We start from the raw sequence: 15334 nt of genomic DNA, 5'->3' as shown, positions 1-15334 counted from the left end.
GGGCGGCGGGCGCCCCGGCCGCCCCCTCGCCGCCGTCACCGGGGCCCCCCCCCGCCCCCAGCGCGCTTCGCGGCGGGGGGCGGCGGGGGGGCCCCCCCCCCCCCCCCCCCCACCACTGCGGCGGAGCCGCATCGTGGGATGATGGCGAGCATGCCGTCACAACCGCTCCCGCTCGACCCGATCGAGGAGGCCCACCGCCAGTGGGAAGAGCACGGTTGGGGTGAGGTCGCCGACGGGATGGCCGCCGTCACCTCGCTCATGCGCGCACAGCAGATCATGATGGCCCGGGTGGAGGAAGTCCTCAAGCCCACCGGGCTCACCTTCTCGCGCTACGAGCTGCTCACCCTGCTGACCTTCACCCGCACCGGCGCACTGCCGATGGCGAAGGCCAGTGCGCGACTGCAGGTTCACCCGACCAGCGTGACCAACGCCGTCGACCGCCTCGAGGCGGCGAAGCTGGTCCGCCGGGTTCCGCACCCGAGCGACCGCCGCGCCACCCTGATCGAAATCACCCAGGCCGGACGAGATTTGGCGCTCGCCGCGACCGAACAGCTCAACGAGCAGGTGTTTGCACGTCCCGGACTGTCCGCGGATAAACTCGACAACCTCGTGCGGATTCTCGCGGAGCTGCGTCGGGCCGCCGGCGACTTCGACACCGGGGACGCACCCACCAAATGGTGACCTTCGACGGCGGCGAGGAGTGCGACGGTGGTGCTGGTTCTCGGCGTGTCTGCAGGCGCGAGTGGGGCTCGCGCGGTGCTCGCGCATTCGGATCGCCCCCACCACGAACCGCTGGCGCGCTGCGAGATTCGTCGCCGACCGGGTAGCGCCATCGGGGAGCCGGTGATCTCCGCCATCCGCACCCTCCGGGCGACGGCGGTCGAACAGGCCGAGCTGGTCTCCGCCACCGCGGTAACCCTGCGGACCGGCATCGATCCCGAGGTGGTCGAGTTCGCGACCCCCGCCACCACGCGAGTCCACGTGCGGGTGCTACCCGAAACGTCGGCCCAGCTCCGGTATCTGCGATTCACCGGTCAGCTCCCCCGGCGCGGCTCCGTGGTGCTCTACGACGTGGGCGGCTCCGGACTGTCCGTGTGCGTGGCCGACGCCCCGACCGGCGAGGTCCTGACCGCGCGGCGCAGCGCGGTGGTCGGCGGGGATCAACTGGACCGGCTGCTGCAGGATCATCTGGCCGCGAGCGGCGTACGCCTCGAACTCACCGCCTGCCGAGACCTCAAGGAACAGTTGGCGTTCGAGCGGGTCGTCACAGCCGCCGACCCGGGCACCGGCGCCACCGTCGTGGTGACGAACAACGACCTGGCCGTGCTCACCAGGGAGGGCGTCATGCACTCGGTCTCCCTGCTGCGCACCATGATCCGCGAGTCGCACTCCACGCCGTCGGCGGTCGTCCTGCTCGGGGGCGGCGGACAGGTTGCCGCCCTGCGCCACTGGCTCGAGACCTTTCTCCGGCTCCCCGTCGTCCTGCCCGCGGAGCCGGCGTCGGTGGCGGGGCGCGGAGCGGTGCTCCTCGCCGCCGCCACCGCGGCCGGGTCGACGCTGCCTCGTTGGTAGAGCTTCCCGACCAGCGACACTCAGCTGTTGGTGATGCTCAGCTGTTGGTGAATTTCGGCGACCGCTTCTCGACGAAGGCGGCCATCCCTTCCTTCTGGTCTGCGGTCGCGAACGTCGAGTGGAAGACGCGACGCTCGAACTTCACGCCCTCGGCCAACGTGGTCTCGAACGACCGGTTGACGGCCTCCTTCGCCATCATCGCGATCGGCAGCGACATCGACGCGATCGTGGTGGCCGCCTCGAGCGCCACGTCGAGGAGGTCGGCGGCCGGCACCACGCGGGCGACCAGGCCGGCCCGCTCCGCCTCCTCGGCGTCCATGTTCCGGCCGGTCAGGCACAGGTCCATCGCCTTGGCCTTGCCGACCGCGCGGGTGAGCCGCTGCGAGCCACCGATGCCCGGGATCACGCCGAGCTTGATCTCCGGCTGCCCGAACTTCGCGGTGTCTGCGGCGATGATGAAGTCGCAGAGCATGGCGAGCTCGCAGCCGCCGCCGAGCGCGTACCCGGCGACCGCGGCGATGATCGGGGTGCGGGCCGCGGAGAGTCGGTCCCACGGCGAGAAGAGATCCTCCGCGTACACCTGGGCGAAGGTCTTGGGCTGCATCTCCTTGATGTCGGCGCCTGCCGCGAAGGCCTTCTCCGAGCCGGTCACCAGGATGGCCCCGATCTCGTCGTCCGCGTCGAATGCCTCGACGGCGGACACGACCTCGCGCATCAACTGATCGTTGAGCGCGTTGAGTGCCTTGGGCCGGTTCAGGGTGACGACGCCGACGCGGCCCTTGCGTTCGGTCAGGATGGTCTCGTACTCGCTCACTGGCTGCTCGCCTGGCCTTCTTGGGATCGGGTGCGGATGTCGTTGACGATGGCGGAGAAGTCCAGGCCGCCATTGCCTTCGGTGTTGAAGCGGTGGTAGATCTCGGCGGCCCGCAGGCCGAGCCCGTCCTCGACGCCGTTGGCGCGCAGTGCGTTCGACGCCAGTCCGAGGTCCTTGTCCATCAGGGCGGCCGCGAAACCGGGCTGGTAGTCGTTGTTCGCGGGGCTGGTCGGCAGCGGTCCGGGCACCGGGCAGTAGCTGGTCAGCGACCAGCACTGGCCGGACGCGTTGGACGCGACGTCGAACAGCGCCTGGTTGGTCAGGCCGAGCTTCTCGCCGAGAACGAACGCCTCACTGACCGCGATCATCGAGATGCCGAGGATCATGTTGTTGCAGATCTTGGCGGCCTGACCGACACCGGATCCGCCGCAGTGCACCACCTTCGCGCCCATGACGTCGAGAAGTGGGTGCGCGGAGGCGAAGTCGGCCTCGGAACCGCCGACCATGAACGCCAGGGTGCCCGCCGCGGCGCCCGCGACACCACCCGAGACGGGGGCGTCGAGGGCGCGGTGTCCGGCCGCGTGCGCCTTCTCGGCGGCGGCCTTCGCGTCGGCGACGTCGATCGTCGAGCTGTCGACGAACAGCGTGTTCGGCTTCGCGACGGAGAGGATCTCGTCGTACAGGTCGAGCACCAGCTTGCCGTTCGGCAGCATGGTGATCACCACGTCGACGTCGGCGACCGCGGCGACCGCGGTGTCGGCGACCGTGAGGCCGTCCTTGCGGGCCTGCTCCTGGGCGGCGGGCACCGGGTCGTAGCCGGTCACCTCGTAGCCGGCCTTGACGAGGTTCGCGGCCATCGGACCGCCCATGTGCCCGAGACCGAGGAACGCGACGGTCGGTTGAGTGCTCATCTGTCAGACCCCTTCGAGATCGGGTGCGGCGAGTCCGAGTTCGAGCTCGCCGAGCGGCTGGAAGTAGCGATCCACGTCGGCGTCGGTGACGTCCGCGAGGGTGGCGGGCGACCACGCCGGGTTGCGATCCTTGTCGATCACCTGTGCACGAATGCCCTCGACGAGGTCGTGCGAGGAGAGTGCCGCGACGGAGACCCGGAACTCCTCGTTCAGGACGTCCTCGAGGCTGTCGAGGGTGCGGGCGTGACGGAGCGAGCGCAACGTGACCTTCAGGGCCACCGGCGACTTGGTGAGAACCTGCTCGGCCGCCTTCGTGGCCTCGGGCACGCCCGCGGACTGCAGCCGGTCCACGATCTCCTCCACCGTGTCCGCCGAGTAGGCGGCATCGATCCACGACCGCTGCGCCAGCAACGGGGATTCCGGCGCGGGACTCTCGAACTGCGCCAGCGTGTCGGCCACCGAGCCGGATTCGAGGGCGGCCACGAACGCGGCGAGCGACTCCGACGGCACGAAGTGGTCGGCGAAGCCGAGCGCGATCGCGTCGCCGGCGTCCAAGCGACCGGTGGTCAGCGCGACGTGGGTGCCGATCTCGCCGGGCGTGCGCGAGAGCAGGTAGGTGCCGCCGACGTCGGGCACGAAGCCGATGCCGGTCTCCGGCATCGCGATCGAGGAGCGTTCGGTGACGACGCGGACGCTGCCGTGCGCGGAGATCCCGACGCCGCCACCCATCACGATGCCGTCCATGATCGCCACGTACGGCTTGGGGTACCGGCCGATCGCGGCGTTGAGGACGTACTCGTCGCGCCAGAACTCGCGGGAACCGGTCCGACCGAACTTCGCGTCGTCGTGGATCGCGACGATGTCGCCGCCCGCGCAGAGTCCGCGCTCGCCGGCCCCGTCGACCACGACCGCGTGCACCGCGGGGTCGGCCTCCCACTCGAGCAGTGCCGCGGCCATCGACCGCACCATCGCGTGATTGAGCGCGTTGATCGCCTTGGGTCGGTTGAGCGTCAGCCGGCCCACCCCGCCGGTCCGCTCGACGAGCACCTCACCCTCGTTCACTGGAGCTTCGCTCACGCTGCGCCCGCCTTTCCCACCACGCTGCGGGCGATGACCACCCGCATGATTTCGTTGCTGCCCTCGAGGATCTGATGGACCCGCAGATCCCGCACGATCTTCTCCAGACCGTACTCGGCGAGATAGCCGTAGCCGCCGTGCATCTGCAGGGCCCGGTTCGCGACGTCGAAGCCGGTGTCGGTGGCGAAACGCTTCGCCATCGCGCACAGTTCGACCTTGTCCGGCGCGTCCTCGTCGAGCGCGGCCGCGGCCCGCCACAGCAGGGTGCGTGCTGCCTCGAGTTCGGTGCGCATGTCGGCGAGCTGGAACTGCAGTGCCTGCGAATCCAGTAGCGCCGCACCGAAGGCCCGCCGCTGCGCGAGGTAGTCGACCGCCATGGTCAGCGCGGCCTGTGCGCCGCCCACCGAGCAGGCGGCGATGTTGAGCCTGCCGCCGTTCAGACCGGACATGGCGATCTTGAAGCCGTCGCCCTCGGCGCCGAGCCGGTTCGCGGCCGGCACCCGCACCTCGTCGAGGATCACCTGCCGGGTGGGCTGCGCGTTCCAGCCCATCTTCTTCTCGTTGGCGCCGAAGGAGAGTCCGGGCGAGTCCTTCGGCACCACGAACGCCGAGATGCCGCGCGGCCCCGCTGCCCCGGTGCGGGCCATCACCACGTAGACCTCGGAGGTGCCCGCACCGGAGATGAACTGCTTGACCCCGGTCAGCAGGTAGTCGTCACCGTCGCGAACCGCCTTGGTGGACAGGGCCGCCGCGTCCGAACCGGCGCCCGGCTCGGTGAGGCAGTAGCTGCCGAGCTGTTCCATCGAGGCGAGCGCCGGCACCCAGCGGTGCCGCTGCTCGTCGGTGCCGTAGGTGTCGATCATCCAGGTGACCATGTTGTGGATGGAGACGTACGCGGCGATCGACGGGTCGCCGGTGGCGAGCTGTTCGAAGATCCGGGCGGCGTCGAGACGGGTCAGTCCGGACCCGCCCACGTCCTCGTGGATGTAGATGCCGCCCATACCGAGGGCCCCGGCCTTGCGCAGCACGTCCACCGGGAAGTGCTTGGCCTGGTCCCACTCGATCGCGTTGGGGGCCAGGTACTCCGCGGCGAAGTCGCGGGCGGTGTCGCTGATCGCCCGCTCGTCGTCGGTCAGGGTGAACATGGAACTGCCCCTAGTCCATCGTGGGGATGACGAAGTGGTCGGTGGCGTGCTCCTTGGTGCCGGAGGGCCAGCGCTGCGTCACCGTCTTGGTCTTGGTGTAGAAGCGGATCGAGTCCGGGCCGTGCTGGTTCAGGTCCCCGAATCCGGAGGCCTTCCAGCCGCCGAAGGTGTGGTACGCGATCGGCACCGGGATCGGCACGTTGATGCCGACCATGCCGACCTCGACGCGGCTCGCGAAGTCACGGGCGGTGTCGCCGTCGCGGGTGAAGATCGCGACGCCGTTGCCGTACTCGTGATCGGTCGGCAGCGCGAGCGCCTCCTCGTAGTCGGCCGCGCGCACGACCTGCAGCACCGGGCCGAAGATCTCTTCCTTGTACACCCGCATGTCCTTGGTGACCCGGTCGAGCAGGGTCGCGCCGGTGAAGAAGCCGTCCCCGGCGCCGTCGATTTCCTGGCTGCGGCCGTCCACGACCACCTCTGCGCCCTCGTCGATCGCGATCTGGACGTAGTCGGTCACTCGCTTGACGGCGTCCGCGGACACGAGCGGGCCGAAGTCGACGCCCTTCTCGTGCGAGTGGCCGACGTTGAGCTTGTACACCCGCTCGGTCAGCTTCTCGACCAGCCTGTCGGCGGTCTCCTCGCCGACCGGCACGGCCACCGAGATGGCCATGCAGCGCTGGCCAGCTGAACCGTAGCCGGCACCGATCAGCTGGTCCGCCACGTCGTCGAGGTCCGCGTCGGGCATCACGATGGCGTGGTTCTTGGCGCCGCCGAAGCACTGCGCGCGCTTGCCGTTGGCGGTGGCGGTCTCGTAGATGTACTGCGCGATCGGGGTGGACCCGACGAAGCCGACGGCCTTGATGCGGGGGTCGTGCAGCAGCGCGTCGACGGCCTCCTTGTCGCCGTTGACGACGTTGAACACGCCGGCGGGCAGGCCCGCCTCGAGGAACAGCTCGGCGAGGCGCAGCGGCACCGAGGGGTCGCGCTCGGACGGCTTTAGCACGAAGGCGTTTCCGCAGGCGAGAGCCGGCCCGGCCTTCCACAGCGGGATCATCGCCGGGAAGTTGAACGGGGTGATGCCGGCGACCACGCCGAGCGGCTGACGCATGGAGTAGACGTCGATGCCGGTGCCGGCGCTCTCGGTGTACTCACCCTTGAGCAGGTGCGGGATGCCGATGGCGAACTCGATCACCTCGAGGCCGCGCTGGATGTCGCCCTTGGCGTCGGGGACGGTCTTGCCGTGCTCGGAGGAGAGCAGCGCCGCGAGCGAGTCCATCTCGTCGTTGACGAGCGCGACGAACTTCATCAGCACACGGGCCCGCTTCTGCGGGTTGAACGACGCCCACTCGCGCTGCGCCTCGGCGGCGTTGGCGACGACGGCCTCGACCTCGGACTTGGAGGCCAGCGGCACCCGGGCCTGGACCTGGCCGGTGTTCGGGTCGAAGACGTCACCGAACTTGCCGGAGGTGCCGGCGACGCGCTTGCCACCGACGAAATGCGTGAGTTCCTGAACCATTTTCCTGACCCGTTCTCGCTCGACGGACGCACCGGACCGCCTCCGTGGGCGGTCGGGCGCGAAGTTCTGAATATGTTGCCATCCTATAGTTGGATGTCCATGTATGTCTAGGTGTGTGCACAGTCGGCGTAGCCGCTGAGCGGGAGAGTGGGCTTGTCGCTGCCGACGGACGGGCGGACGCTGGACTCATGTCTGAATCCACCAAGACCTCCCTCACGACCGCCGTCGTCGTCACCGGCGGCGCCTCCGGTATCGGACTGGCGTCCGCCCGCGCGCTCGCCGAGGCAGGCCGGCCCGTCGCCCTCTGGGACCTCAACGAGGCCAAGGCCAAGTCCGAGGCCGATGCCATCGCCACCGAGTTCGGTGTCGCCGCGATCGGCGTCGGCGTCGACCTGAGCAACCCGGACCTCTACGCCGATGCGCTCGCCACCACCCGCGCCGCGCTGAAGAACATCGGCGGCCTCGTGCACGCCGCCGGCGTCGTCGACCAGGGCTCGCTCGAGGGCGTCACCGTCGACGTGTGGGACCTCGGCATCAACACCCACCTGCGCCCGCTGGTCCTGCTGACCAAGGAGCTGTTGCCGGACTTCCAGGCGAACCCGGGCTCGGCGATCGTCGGCATCTCGTCGATCAACGCCCACCTCGGCAACGCGATCAACCCGGTCTACTCCGCGGCCAAGGGCGGCATGCTCGCGGTCGTGCGCTCGCTCGCCGACCGCCTCGGCCCCGAGGGCATCCGCATCAACTGCGTCTCCCCCGGCCAGATCCTCACCCCGATGCTGCAGCCGACAGTCGACCTGCTGCCCCCGGGCACCTTCGAGCGTCGCATCCTGCTCGAGCGCCTCGGCCAGCCGGAGGAGGTCGGCCGCGCCGTCCGCTTCATGCTCTCCGACGAAGCCAGCTACATCACCGCCTCCGAGCTCGTGGTCGACGGCGGCAACATCTCCTCGCAGCGGATGTAGTCACTCCCGCCCGAGGACCCGGTACAGGTCGTCGAGGTCCCGCAACGCCTGCGCGACCAGCGGCTCCTCGACGCCCACCCCGCGCAGCGCCTTCCGCAGCAGCGCGGGGTTCAGGTCCTCGGGCGCCGGCCGGAACTCCGCCGGCGGCAGCGCCGGCAGCGTGGTGCGGTCGCCGAAGTAGTCGTCGACATCGATCGCGAAGTCCTCGCCGTCCGACTCGACGCCACGGATCAGGGTGTCCAGATCCAGGCCCCGCAGCGTCAGGATCGTCAGCGGGTCCGTGTCGAGTCGCTCGGCGGTCAGGTGCACCAGCGCCGCGGCGTGCTTGCACGGCCAGGCAGGGTCCGGGCAGGTACATCCGAAGTCGAGTTCGCCCGACTCCTGCGGCAGCAACACCTCGCCGAGTTCGGCGGGCACGGTGCCCGCGGCGAGCGCACCGAGCATGCCCGGGGTGCGACGAACCCGGTCGATCAGCGCGTCCACGACGTCGGGGTCCAGTGGGCGCACCGTGACCGTCGCGGTGAACGGGTCGATCTGACTGCCCTGCACCTCGCCGACGACCGCCCCCGGCGCGAGCCGGTAGCTGATCACCTGACCGGCGCGGGCGTAGCTGCGACCGCGGCCGATCCGGCCGGGCTCCGCGATTCGTTCGATCGACGACACCAGGGCCCGCCCCCACCACGACCGCGCGAACGCCCCGCGACGGCCCGGGCCGTGACCTCCCGCCGCACTCATTCGCCCACCGCGTCCCGGCTCAGGTACATCAGCTCGCGCAGCTCCTCGGTGCTCATCTCGGTGATCCACTTCTCGCCGGCGCCGACGGCCAGGTCGGCCAGTTCCGACTTGCTTGTGATCATGGCGTCGATCCGCTCCTCGAGCGTGCCGACGCAGACGATCTTGCGGACCTGCACGTCGCGCCGCTGGCCGATGCGGAAGGCACGGTCGGTGGCCTGGTTCTCCACCGCCGGATTCCACCAGCGATCCAGGTGCACAACGTGATTGGCCGCGGTGAGGTTGAGTCCGGTGCCGCCCGCCTTCAGCGAGAGCAGCATGATCGGGCTCCCCCCGGCCTGGAAGTCGTGCACCATGGCGTCGCGCCTGCCGCGTGCGACACCGCCGTGCAGGAACGGGACCTCGGTGCCGAACCGTTCCGACAGGTACGGCGCGACGATCGACCCGAACTCGCGGAACTGGGTGAACAGCAACACCCGTTCGCCGTCCGCGAGCACGGAGTCCACGATGTCCTCGACCAGCCCCAGCTTGCCCGACCGATGCCTGCCGCGACGCTGCACGGGCGAGCCGTCACCGAGGAGATGCGCCGGATGGTTGCAGACCTGCTTGAGCCGGGTGAGCGCGGCGAGCACCACGCCCTTGCGTGCGACGCCCTCGGCGTCGCGAAGCCTGGCCACCATGTCATCGACCACCGCCTTGTACAGCGCGGCCTGTTCGACGGTGAGGTTGGCGCGCACCGTCATCTCGAACTTGTCGGGCAGGTCGGAGATCACCTCGGGGTCGGTCTTGACCCGGCGCAGAACGAACGGCGAGGTCACCGCCCGCAGCCGGGTGAGCGCGCCCTCGTTGTGCTCGCGCTCGATCGGGACCGCGAACCGGGCCCGGAACTGCGTCACGCTGCCGAGCATGTTCGGGTTCACGAAGTCCAGGATCGAGCGCAGTTCGTCGAGCCGGTTCTCGACCGGGGTGCCGGTCAGCGCGAGCCGGTGCCGCGCCGGCACCGCCCGGGCCGCGCGCGCCTGCGCGGTGGCGGCGTTCTTGACGTGCTGCGCCTCGTCCAGCACCACGCGACCCCAGGACGTCTCACGCAGCGCCGCGACGTCGCGGGCGAGCAGCGCGTAGGTCGTGATCACCAGGTCGTGCTCGGCGACCGCGGCGGCGAGGGACGCGCCCCGCAGCCGGTCGACGCCGTGGTGGACGTGCACGCGCAGGCCGGGCGTGAACCGGGCCGCCTCGCGCTGCCAGTTCCCCACCACCGACATCGGGCACACCAGCAGGGTCGGTCCCGGACCCGGCCGACCGTCGGCGCGCTCGTGGGCGAGCAGGGCCAGCAACTGGATGGTCTTGCCGAGCCCCATGTCGTCGGCGAGCACGGCGCCGAGTCCGAGGTCGCTCATGTACGCGAGCCAGTCGAGTCCGCGACGCTGGTACGGCCGCAGCGTGGCGTTCAGCGCGGCCGGGACCGGGACTGGGACCGGTTGCTCCTGCGAATCGAGCAGGGCCGCAACCCATCCGGTGGAGCTGATCTCCTCGACGGGTATCGGCGGCGGGTCCTGCGCGGTGAGTTCGCCGAGCAGCCGGCCCAGCGTGTGCTCGCGTTCGGGCTGCTGCCGGGTGACGTACTCGGCGGCCTTCGCCAGGACCGCGTGATTCGCCTGCACCCACTGCCCCCGCAGCCGGACCAGGTCGGTCTTGGCGCGGGTGAGCCGCTCCATCTCGGCGTTGGTGAGCACCATCTCGCCGAGGGCGAGTTCCCAGTTGTAGGACACCAGTTGACCGAGGCCGACGGCCCGCTCGTCGGTGTCGAGCAGGACCGCCGGGCTCGAGACCCGCAGCCGCAGCGACGGCGACGCCACCGCCCAGGCTCGCGGCAGCAGCAGGGTGACGCCGGCGGCGGCCAGCGCCGTCGCGCCGTGCGCGACGAGGTCGGTGACCACCGCGAGCGGGAGCAACAGGTCCAGGCTGTCGCGGTCGGAGGGCACACCGCCCAGGCGCGGATAGGCGTCGATCGCCTCGCCCAGCTTGCGGACACCGACCTTCAGGGAGGCCGGGTCGGAGAGGTGCACGGGAACGGGGGCGGGCGCCTCACCGGCCGGGCGCAGGCACACCTCGAGCCGCCACAGGGCGTCCTCGGAAGCGTGCTCGTCGCCGTCCACCTCCTCGGGTTCCACGAGACGCAACACCAGGTCGGGTTCGTCGACCACGAGGCTCTGGCGCCATTCCTGCAGGTTCGTGGCGACCTGTCGGGTGCCCTCCACCAGCGCGGTGTCGGTGAGCAGCGCGTGCAGGAGAGGGTGCCGGGCGTCGCGCTCACCCAGGGCTCGCCGCACGATCGGATCGGTGATCTCGAAGATGAAGTCTTCCAGCGTCTTTCGGGCGCCGCCGGCCCCACGCAGCACGCCGGGCATGGCGACGACCAGTTCGGACACCCAGGCCCGCTGGCGTTCTCCGCCGACGAGGCGCCAGCGCACCCACCACTGGCCGTCCTCGCGGGACACCTCGGGCACCACCCGGCCGGCGCGGACCCAGCGCCGCACGCCCTGCGCGACGTGCGCGAGGAACCGGAGGTCACCGGACAGGCGTGGATCGGCGGTCGGCAGGTCGAGCAGCACGTCCGCCGCGGCGGCCGGGGCGAGGGCGAGCGCGGGCAGGGTGAGCTCGGCGAGGGTGCCGTCGCCGTTGGGCAGGGAGACCGTCACGCGATGGCGGGGTCTGCGCCCGAGCACGTGAGCCAAGGCCCCTGCCTGCACGGGCAGGTCGGTGCCGGACGCCTGCGCCGCGCCGCCGTCGCGCCACAGCATCAACCCCGATCCGGGAGACCAGAGCGCGTGCACCATCACACCATCCAATCACCCGGTACCGACGGCCCCGGCCGGCACTGGATTTATCGACGTGACCAGCGAGATAATGGCCATTGGCCACCAGGTCGGGAGCGGCGAATGACCATTCTGATTCAGGTCCTCGAGCAGGGCTACTCGCAAAGCACCCCGTGGGAACAGCGCCGATACCACTTCGTGGATGCGGCCCGGATCATCGGCATCCGGCTCGACGGGCAACTCGGGGTGTGGATCGACATGGCCCGCCCCGGCGAGTCGCATCAGCTGGCGGTCGCGGTGGACGCGGAGAACACCATCTACTTCATGCTGCGGGCGTTCGACAAGATCGCGAGCTGCGAACGCGTGGGCGGCTCGTGGTTGATCGGACACGACGGCAGCGACTTCAACTCCATCCAGGCGTCCCCGTACGGGACGACCTAGCCGCGACCGCGCTGCACCTCGTCGCGGTGGCCGGCGATCTCAGAGGGCGAGCATGGCGGCAGCGACCTGGTCGGCCGCGGCGTGCCGCAGTGCGGTACCCATGTCGTCGAGGACGAGCAGGCGCGCCGCGGGGATCTCGGCGGCGAGGACCTCGCCGTTGCCGACCGGGAAGAACGGGTCGGCGCGACCGTGCACCACGAGCGTGGGCACGGCGAGCTCACCGAGCCGCTCCCGCCATCGCGGGGCGCAGTCGATCCGGGAGAACACCGCCCCGAGCTGGTTCGCCTGGTGCACCCCGGGATCGCTCGACGGCGTCCGGTCCCAGATCCGGGCCGCCGTCGCCCGCGACTCCTCCGGATCGTCGCCCTTCGGCTCGGCGCCCTCGGCGGCGAACGCTGCGACGGCATCCCGGTCGGTCCAGTCCGGCCGCGGGCGGGAGAACAGCGCGACCATGACCGCGGGGTCGTGGTCCGGCAGGTCGTCGTCGACCGTGCCCGGCGCCACCGGCCGGGTGCCGACGAGGGTCAGTGCCGAGAACACGTCCGGGTGCTCCAGCGCGGCGACCTGAGCGACCATCCCGCCGATGCCGATGCCACCGAGATGGGCGGTCCCGGCGCCGAGCACCCCGACCAGCGCGGCCGCGTCGGCGACGAGATCCCGCAGGTCGTACGCCGGATTCTCCGGGTCGAGGGTCGTCGACGCGCCGGAGTCACGCAGGTCGTAGCGGACCACGCGCCGCCCGCCCGACGCGAGCCGCTGGCACAGCGCGTCGGGCCAGGACACCATCGTCGGGCCGCCGACCAGCAGGACCAGCGGATCGTCCTCGCGGCCGAGGCTCTCGACGCCGAGATCCACACCGTTCACCCGTACCGAGGTCGTGCCGGATCGAAATGGTCTCGTCATGCCTGTGCTCCTGTCTGCCGGTGTGTCCATGGATACAGACGACGGACTCACCCGAAAGTCATCGGTGCAACACCCGGCTTTCGTGTCGGTCGGGAGCCCGCGCGGCCGGGCGACGCCGACCGCGCGGCCGGGTCACGATGCCTGACGCATCGTCAGTCCGCCGAGTGCGATCACGTACTCCTGTGCGCGTTCGTCGAAGTCGACGGTGTACACGGTGGGATACCACCCGGTGCGCTGGTAGGACGCGGGCTGCTTCACGTCCTCGCGAAGGGTGGGACGGGACCCGAGCCAGTCCAGGGTCATCATCGGTTCGATGAAGGTGAACTCCCCGTCCCAGGACCCGTTCAGGAGCACCTCGGTGAACTCGAACCGACCGGGAATCGCGTTGTCCGCGCCGTCGGTCCAGTGCAGTCCCATGAACGGCACCGCGTTCGCCTCCGCGGGCCCGGGTGGTGGCAGATAACCCTCCGGGACGTACTTCGCTTCGGGGAGTTTCGCCGCCTTCTGTGCGAAATCGGGTGCGGCGGGGTCGATGTCGTGTTGCACGGCGTCCTGGTAGAAGTGCATGTCGAAGTGCGGCTTGCCGAACAGAACAAGCGGATCGTGTCCGTTCGGGTTCCAGTCGAGCATGACGTGGTCGAACCCGGTGTCGGGTGCGTCCCCGGGGAGCGCGAGCATCGACATCTGCATCGAGGCGTCGGGGCCGGCGGGCAGTCCCTCGAGGGCGTCCGCCGAGAGGCGGACACCGATCTCGGTGGGTTGCCCGGTGGCGTCGGTGACGACGTAGGTCCTGGACGTGCCGTTGCCGAGGGGACTTTCGGCACCGAGCAGTGTGCCGGCGCCGCTGGACCCGCTCGATCCGGTGTCACTGCTCGACACGGCATTGGACACCCCGTGTGCGTGGGAGTGCGACGGTGTGCTGCATCCGCCGAGAACGAGGGTCGCGCACGCCGCGACAGCGAGGCCGGCGGTGGCCCGAGTTGTGTTCACTGTGAAGCCTTTCGATTCGTTCGGTGAGTTGATCGCGGTGGGTCTCACACCGGGGTCCGCATGACCTGACCGACGTTCAGGACTCCGTGCGGGTCGTGCTCGTTCGCCAGCGCGCTGAGCCAGTGGCGGGTGTCCTCGTCGTAACACCGGGCGATCCGCTCCGGGTCGGCGGTGGCGGTGAAGTTGGGCAGGGTGCCACCGGTGGCCCACTGTCCCAGCGCCTGGCCGACTGCCCGGGCGTGGTCGACGACGGCTTCGGGGTGCGGCGGGGCGGGCACACCCGCGACCATCAGCGCGAACGCGGCACCGCGATGACAGAAAGCGCTGCGCTGCCGCGGTTCCCGCGCCAGCGCGCCGCCGAGCAGCCGGAGTTCGACCATCGTCTGCGGCGACCCGGATCCCGGTCCGGCGACGGCCAGGAGCGCGTCGACAGCGTCATGCGACAGCTCGTGGGTGAGGGCACTGAACTCGTGGGTCGGCATGGGCTCGACCGGGTCCGCGTGGATCGCGGACAGCGCCGCGTAGGGCATCGGCCCGACGGTGTCGATCAACGCTGTCGCCACCGTCCGCAGTCGGCCGATCAGGGCGTCGGCCTCGGATTCGTCGGCGGTGCTGGCGAATCGGACGGCGACCGTCAGGCGCCCGGCGAGCGGCGGCGGGATCTGCGGCAGCGGCGGCAACTGCAGGAACGCGAGTGACGTCGACGTGTGCTCGGGCAGGTCACGACACCAGTCGAGCCAGGCGTGCGCGACCGCGGGTGCGTCGGCACCATCGAAGTAGAGTGCGCCGCCGTGGATTCGGGACAGCGGAAGCAGCTCGATCTCCACACCGGTGACGATGCCGAGAGTGGCCTTGCCCCCGCGCAGTCCCCAGAACAGTTCGGCGTGCTCGTCCGGGGTGACGTGCAGCAGCTCCCCGTCACCGGTCACGATGTCGAACGACCGCACGTGGTCGGACGACAGTCCGTAGGTACGCACCAGTGGGCCGATGCCCGCACCGGTGAGGAAGCCGGCGACGCCGACGGTGGCGGACGATCCGGTCAGCGGCGCCAGCCCGTGGGGGGCCGCGGCGTCGAGGACGTCCTGCCAGATCGCACCCGCCCCGACCCACGCGGTCCGGGCATCGGCGTCCACTCTGCACTCGTCGAGCAGGCCGGTGTGCACCAGCAGGGCGTCACCGCCGACGGTGACGGCGCCGTGGCCGGTGCGCTGCACGGCCACCCGCAGCCCGCGTCGGCCCGCGAACCGGACGGTGGCCGCGACGTCGTCCCCGTTCGCCGCGACGACGACGGCGCGCGGAGCGACCGGAACCGCCAGGTTCCACGGTGCCGCCAGTTCGTATCCGGGTTCGCCGGGGAGGGCGACCACTCCGCTCAGTTCGGCGCGGAGCAACTCGATCGCGCTGTCGCGCACCGGGGTCTTGGTGTCCATCGAAACTTCCTTTCGTCGTGCGGTG

At 70.6% G+C, this 15334-nt stretch carries 14 protein-coding genes; 4 read left to right on the top strand and 10 right to left on the bottom strand.

The genetic code is table 11. The annotated features are described in order from the left end of the window. The first annotated feature begins 150 nt into the window (after positions 1 to 150). Positions 151 to 681 carry a MarR family winged helix-turn-helix transcriptional regulator gene (locus ACFVH2_RS19515; RefSeq protein ID WP_378428741.1) on the top strand — a complete coding sequence of 177 codons (531 nt, stop codon included), beginning with the start codon at positions 151 to 153 and terminating at the stop codon, positions 679 to 681. 27 nt (positions 682 to 708) lie between these two features. Further along, positions 709 to 1572 carry a hypothetical protein gene (locus ACFVH2_RS19510; RefSeq protein ID WP_378475719.1) on the top strand — a complete coding sequence of 288 codons (864 nt, stop codon included), beginning with the start codon at positions 709 to 711 and terminating at the stop codon, positions 1570 to 1572. A gap of 37 nt (positions 1573 to 1609) precedes the next feature. Here the strand turns inward: ACFVH2_RS19510 and ACFVH2_RS19505 are convergent, their stop codons facing one another. From ACFVH2_RS19505 to ACFVH2_RS19485, 5 genes are read right to left on the bottom strand one after another with little or no spacing between them, the layout of a single operon-like run. Further along, complete coding sequence (locus tag ACFVH2_RS19505; RefSeq protein ID WP_378427133.1) at positions 1610 to 2386, bottom strand: enoyl-CoA hydratase; 777 nt, start codon at positions 2384 to 2386, stop codon at positions 1610 to 1612. Further along, positions 2383 to 3297 (bottom strand): 3-hydroxyisobutyrate dehydrogenase, encoded by a 915-nt coding sequence (gene mmsB / locus ACFVH2_RS19500; protein ID WP_378427134.1) that lies wholly within the window; start codon positions 3295 to 3297, stop codon positions 2383 to 2385. The genes ACFVH2_RS19505 and mmsB overlap by 4 nt, the downstream gene beginning before the upstream one ends. Before the next feature lie 3 nt (positions 3298 to 3300). Continuing rightward, positions 3301 to 4374 carry an enoyl-CoA hydratase/isomerase family protein gene (locus ACFVH2_RS19495; RefSeq protein ID WP_378427137.1) on the bottom strand — a complete coding sequence of 358 codons (1074 nt, stop codon included), beginning with the start codon at positions 4372 to 4374 and terminating at the stop codon, positions 3301 to 3303. Continuing rightward, a complete protein-coding gene (locus tag ACFVH2_RS19490; RefSeq protein ID WP_378427139.1) occupies positions 4371 to 5519 on the bottom strand; it encodes an isobutyryl-CoA dehydrogenase in 1149 nt (382 codons plus the stop codon). The genes ACFVH2_RS19495 and ACFVH2_RS19490 overlap by 4 nt, the downstream gene beginning before the upstream one ends. 10 nt (positions 5520 to 5529) lie before the next feature. Further along, the gene (locus tag ACFVH2_RS19485) at positions 5530 to 7035 is read right to left on the bottom strand and encodes a CoA-acylating methylmalonate-semialdehyde dehydrogenase (protein WP_378427141.1); all 1506 of its coding nucleotides are present in this window, start codon (positions 7033 to 7035) and stop codon (positions 5530 to 5532) included. Positions 7036 to 7223: 188 nt separating this feature from the next. Here ACFVH2_RS19485 and ACFVH2_RS19480 point away from each other — a divergent pair, with 188 nt between their 5' ends. Continuing rightward, positions 7224 to 7997: an SDR family NAD(P)-dependent oxidoreductase gene (locus ACFVH2_RS19480; protein ID WP_378427143.1), complete on the top strand. Its 774-nt coding sequence runs from the start codon at positions 7224 to 7226 to the stop codon at positions 7995 to 7997. Here ACFVH2_RS19480 and ACFVH2_RS19475 read toward each other — a convergent pair whose 3' ends face one another. Both ACFVH2_RS19475 and ACFVH2_RS19470 read right to left on the bottom strand, forming a co-directional pair. Continuing rightward, a complete protein-coding gene (locus ACFVH2_RS19475) occupies positions 7998 to 8732 on the bottom strand; it encodes a hypothetical protein (protein WP_378427145.1) in 735 nt (244 codons plus the stop codon). It lies immediately after the preceding gene. Continuing rightward, entirely contained in the window at positions 8729 to 11566 is a 2838-nt protein-coding gene (locus tag ACFVH2_RS19470) for a DEAD/DEAH box helicase (RefSeq protein WP_378427147.1), read from the bottom strand. Before ACFVH2_RS19470 ends, ACFVH2_RS19475 begins: the two co-directional genes overlap by 4 nt. Before the next feature lie 102 nt (positions 11567 to 11668). On the opposite strand from ACFVH2_RS19470, the gene ACFVH2_RS19465 reads away from it, so the two are divergent. Continuing rightward, on the top strand, positions 11669 to 11986 hold the full coding sequence (locus ACFVH2_RS19465) for a hypothetical protein (RefSeq protein WP_378427148.1): 318 nt from the start codon (positions 11669 to 11671) through the stop codon (positions 11984 to 11986). Between the two features lie 39 nt (positions 11987 to 12025). Here ACFVH2_RS19465 and ACFVH2_RS19460 read toward each other — a convergent pair whose 3' ends face one another. From ACFVH2_RS19460 to ACFVH2_RS19450, 3 genes are all read right to left on the bottom strand, one after another. Continuing rightward, positions 12026 to 12889, bottom strand: coding sequence for an alpha/beta fold hydrolase (locus tag ACFVH2_RS19460; protein ID WP_378427150.1), 864 nt, complete (start codon positions 12887 to 12889; stop codon positions 12026 to 12028). Positions 12890 to 13021: 132 nt separating this feature from the next. Then, positions 13022 to 13879 carry a DUF5602 domain-containing protein gene (locus ACFVH2_RS19455; protein ID WP_378427152.1) on the bottom strand — a complete coding sequence of 286 codons (858 nt, stop codon included), beginning with the start codon at positions 13877 to 13879 and terminating at the stop codon, positions 13022 to 13024. A 44-nt stretch (positions 13880 to 13923) separates the two neighbouring features. Next, a complete protein-coding gene (locus tag ACFVH2_RS19450) occupies positions 13924 to 15309 on the bottom strand; it encodes an FAD-binding oxidoreductase (RefSeq protein ID WP_378427154.1) in 1386 nt (461 codons plus the stop codon). Positions 15310 to 15334 lie beyond the last annotated feature (25 nt).

Source organism: Rhodococcus sp. NPDC127527, from assembly GCF_042672245.1.
Classification (GTDB): Bacteria; Actinomycetota; Actinomycetes; order Mycobacteriales; family Mycobacteriaceae; genus Rhodococcus_G.
Note: the sequence above shows the minus strand (reverse complement) of the source record. Positions and strands in the feature narration are given on the sequence as shown.

Coding starts and splice junctions, on each gene's coding strand:
- ACFVH2_RS19450 (WP_378427154.1), bottom strand. CDS start 15,309: ATGGACACCAAGACCCCGGTGCGCGACAGCGCGATCGAGTTGCTCCGC.
- ACFVH2_RS19470 (WP_378427147.1), bottom strand. CDS start 11,566: ATGGTGCACGCGCTCTGGTCTCCCGGATCGGGGTTGATGCTGTGGCGC.
- ACFVH2_RS19460 (WP_378427150.1), bottom strand. CDS start 12,889: ATGACGAGACCATTTCGATCCGGCACGACCTCGGTACGGGTGAACGGT.
- ACFVH2_RS19475 (WP_378427145.1), bottom strand. CDS start 8,732: ATGAGTGCGGCGGGAGGTCACGGCCCGGGCCGTCGCGGGGCGTTCGCG.
- ACFVH2_RS19480 (WP_378427143.1), top strand. CDS start 7,224: ATGTCTGAATCCACCAAGACCTCCCTCACGACCGCCGTCGTCGTCACC.
- ACFVH2_RS19465 (WP_378427148.1), top strand. CDS start 11,669: ATGACCATTCTGATTCAGGTCCTCGAGCAGGGCTACTCGCAAAGCACC.
- mmsB (WP_378427134.1), bottom strand. CDS start 3,297: ATGAGCACTCAACCGACCGTCGCGTTCCTCGGTCTCGGGCACATGGGC.
- ACFVH2_RS19485 (WP_378427141.1), bottom strand. CDS start 7,035: ATGGTTCAGGAACTCACGCATTTCGTCGGTGGCAAGCGCGTCGCCGGC.
- ACFVH2_RS19515 (WP_378428741.1), top strand. CDS start 151: ATGCCGTCACAACCGCTCCCGCTCGACCCGATCGAGGAGGCCCACCGC.
- ACFVH2_RS19490 (WP_378427139.1), bottom strand. CDS start 5,519: ATGTTCACCCTGACCGACGACGAGCGGGCGATCAGCGACACCGCCCGC.